Raw genomic sequence first — 2686 nt, forward strand, 5'->3', positions numbered from 1 at the left:
AAGAACCCTGATGGCCGTTTCCTGGGGGAGCAGAGACGCAAAACATCCGGATACTGTGCTCCGTACCCCATCGATATTCAGAGTGGCAGTTAACATGGGGGTATATCGGTCAGATCCTGTGGTATTTTCCAAAGAGAATGCGATATAGGCCGTGAGAGCCTCCCCGGAATCTCCATTGCAGGTCTCCATAGGGGTTCCGTTCATATCTGAAGCCAGATAGGGATTGGATATAATTACATCCTTCGCACTACAGGCGTAACCGCAATCACGGGGGTCCATAGATAGCTCTTGTGAATACAGCACTTCTAAAGACAGCAGTCCAAATAACAGAAAGGCTATTGTACAGAGAATGGGTATTCGCTGGGGTGATCTTGAAGAAATCATGATTCAGTTAAGTTAGGAAGGTCAAAAGTAGTGCAGGTAAGCTGCTGCTTTTTTCAAAACAATGTTATTGCCTCCTAAGTGTCGGTCAGGGACGAATATCAGTCGGTAATTGGTTTTACCACCTTGGGTATAATTTCCCCTTCTGCCAGCCGGAACCGCGCAATATCAGCTTCGGGCATCCCTGCGGTAAGATCCACTTCTTCCACCCTGAAACCCACCGAACGGAGTTTGTCGAAATAATCGGATCCGTAGATCCTAACATGGTCGTATTGCCCAAAGATTTGAGCCCGTTCCTTTTTATCTGTTATCGAGTCGTCCTCAAAAGTGGTAGGACGATTCAGATCCTGCGGGACCTGGAATACCCCCCAGCCCCCGGGTTTCATGATGCGGTAAAGTTCCTCCATGGCCTTGCGGTCATCAGGAATATGCTCCAGAACATGATTACAGAAAATCACATCAAAACTCTCGTTCTCAAAGGGAAGCTCACAAATGTCTGCTTTCACATCGGCCAGGGGGGAATCGAGATCGGTAGTGGTGTAATCTATGTTCTTCAACTTCCTGAAACGCTTGTAAAAGGCCTGTTCGGGCGCAAAATGCAGTACCTTGTAATCTTCCCTGAAAAAATCGGTTTCACGGACGAGGAATAGCCAGAGTAACCTGTGCCTTTCCAGGGAAAGGGTAGAGGGGGAAAGGACATTTTCCCTGGGTTTTTCATATCCGTAAGGGAGGAATTTCCTGAAACTTTTTCCGTCTATGGGGTCCGTGTACTTTTGACCTCTGAGCCACAAGGAGAGAAGGGGTCTTGCCACATAACTCAGGCGAATGAGCACAGGGCGGGGAAACAATTTCAGGATAAAAGTAAAGAGTTTTTTCACCCCGGTAGATTAGCCTTGAAGTTTTGTTGCCCTGTAGGGTTCCTCTTCTTCGCTTTTGATACCCAGGGCATCATAAATATACTGGAAGGTAGAAAGGAGTTCCGGTCTTCCGTTTACCAGGGCCACGTCGTGCTCAAAGTGGGCACTCGGTTTGCCGTCAGCGGTGAGGATGGTCCATCCGTCATTCAGCTGTTTGATCCTGCGCGTCCCCATGTTTACCATGGGTTCTATGGCGATCACCATGCCTTCCACGAATTTCTTTCCCCTTCCGCGTTTACCGTAATTGGGGATTTCGGGAGCTTCGTGCAATTTCCTTCCCAACCCGTGTCCGACCAGTTCACGGACGATACCGTATCCCTGGGCTTCGCAGTGCTGCTGTATGGCAAAGGCGACGTCTCCAACCCGATTGCCGATCCTGAACTGTTCGATGCCCTTATAGAGTGATTCCTTGGTTACCCGGAGCAGTTTTTTTGTTTCGGCATCCACCTCACCCACCTCGAAAGTATAGGCGTGGTCCCCGTAAAATCCGTTTTTCAGGGATCCGCAATCCACAGACAGGATATCCCCGTCTTTGAGTGGCTCATTATTGGGTATGCCGTGCACTACCTGCGCATTGGGACTGAGGTTCAGGGTATTCGGGAAATCATACATCCCTAAGAATCCGGGTTCTGCACCGTGGTCCCGGATGAATTCCTCGGCCAGTTTATCGAGGTACAGACCTGTAACTCCGGGTTTGATCTCCCCGGCAAGCATCCCTAAGGTTTTGGATACGATGAGCGCACTCTCGCGCATCAATTCAATTTCTTCGGCTGTCTTTACCTGGATCATATGCTTTGGGTCCCTGAATAAATTAAACAAGTGATTTCTGTGTCATGGCTTCAGGCTGATCTATGCCCATCATATGCAAAATTGTCGGGGCGATATCCCCCAGGACACCATCCTTTACGGATTTGATATCCTCATCCACCACGATCAGGGGAACAGGGTTCGTAGTATGTGCTGTATTGGGGCTGCCATCGGGATTGATCATGGTATCGCAGTTTCCGTGGTCTGCGATGATCAGGGTACTGTATCCATGGTTGAGTCCCGTGTTTACGACTGCCTCGGCACAGGTGTCTACGGTCTCTACCGCTTTAATGGCCGCTTCCATGATGCCTGTATGGCCCACCATATCAGGATTGGCAAAATTTAGACATACAAAATCAGCCTCCTCCTTTTTTAATTCCGCTACAATAGCATCCCTCACCTCGTAGGCGCTCATTTCTGGTTTGAGGTCGTAGGTGGCTACTTTGGGAGAGGGGCACATGATGCGTTTTTCTCCATCGAAAGGTTCTTCCCTTCCCCCGTTAAAGAAAAAGGTCACGTGGGGATATTTTTCGGTTTCTGCAATGCGGATCTGTTTCTTCCCAGCCTTGGCGAGTACTTCC

At 49.2% G+C, this 2686-nt stretch carries 3 protein-coding genes and 1 pseudogene; all 4 read right to left on the bottom strand.

What is annotated here, in order from left to right:
* Positions 1–279, bottom strand: a 279-nt coding sequence (locus tag ABYP73_RS12725) for a hypothetical protein (RefSeq protein WP_372974583.1), incomplete at its 3' end; no start/stop codon positions are given.
* 203 nt (positions 280–482) lie between these two features.
* Entirely contained in the window at positions 483–1259 is a 777-nt protein-coding gene (locus ABYP73_RS12730; RefSeq protein WP_372974584.1) for a class I SAM-dependent methyltransferase, read from the bottom strand.
* Between the two features lie 9 nt (positions 1260–1268).
* Positions 1269–2087 carry a type I methionyl aminopeptidase gene (gene map / locus ABYP73_RS12735; RefSeq protein WP_372946495.1) on the bottom strand — a complete coding sequence of 273 codons (819 nt, stop codon included), beginning with the start codon at positions 2085–2087 and terminating at the stop codon, positions 1269–1271.
* A gap of 22 nt (positions 2088–2109) precedes the next feature.
* A pseudogene (locus ABYP73_RS12740) lies at positions 2110–2686 on the bottom strand (2,3-bisphosphoglycerate-independent phosphoglycerate mutase); the annotation flags it as partial.

Origin of the sequence: Muriicola sp., from assembly GCF_041567615.1 — a bacterium.
In the GTDB taxonomy this organism is placed as follows: domain Bacteria; phylum Bacteroidota; class Bacteroidia; order Flavobacteriales; family Flavobacteriaceae; genus Muriicola.

Coding starts and splice junctions, on each gene's coding strand:
- map (WP_372946495.1), bottom strand. CDS start 2,087: ATGATCCAGGTAAAGACAGCCGAAGAAATTGAATTGATGCGCGAGAGT.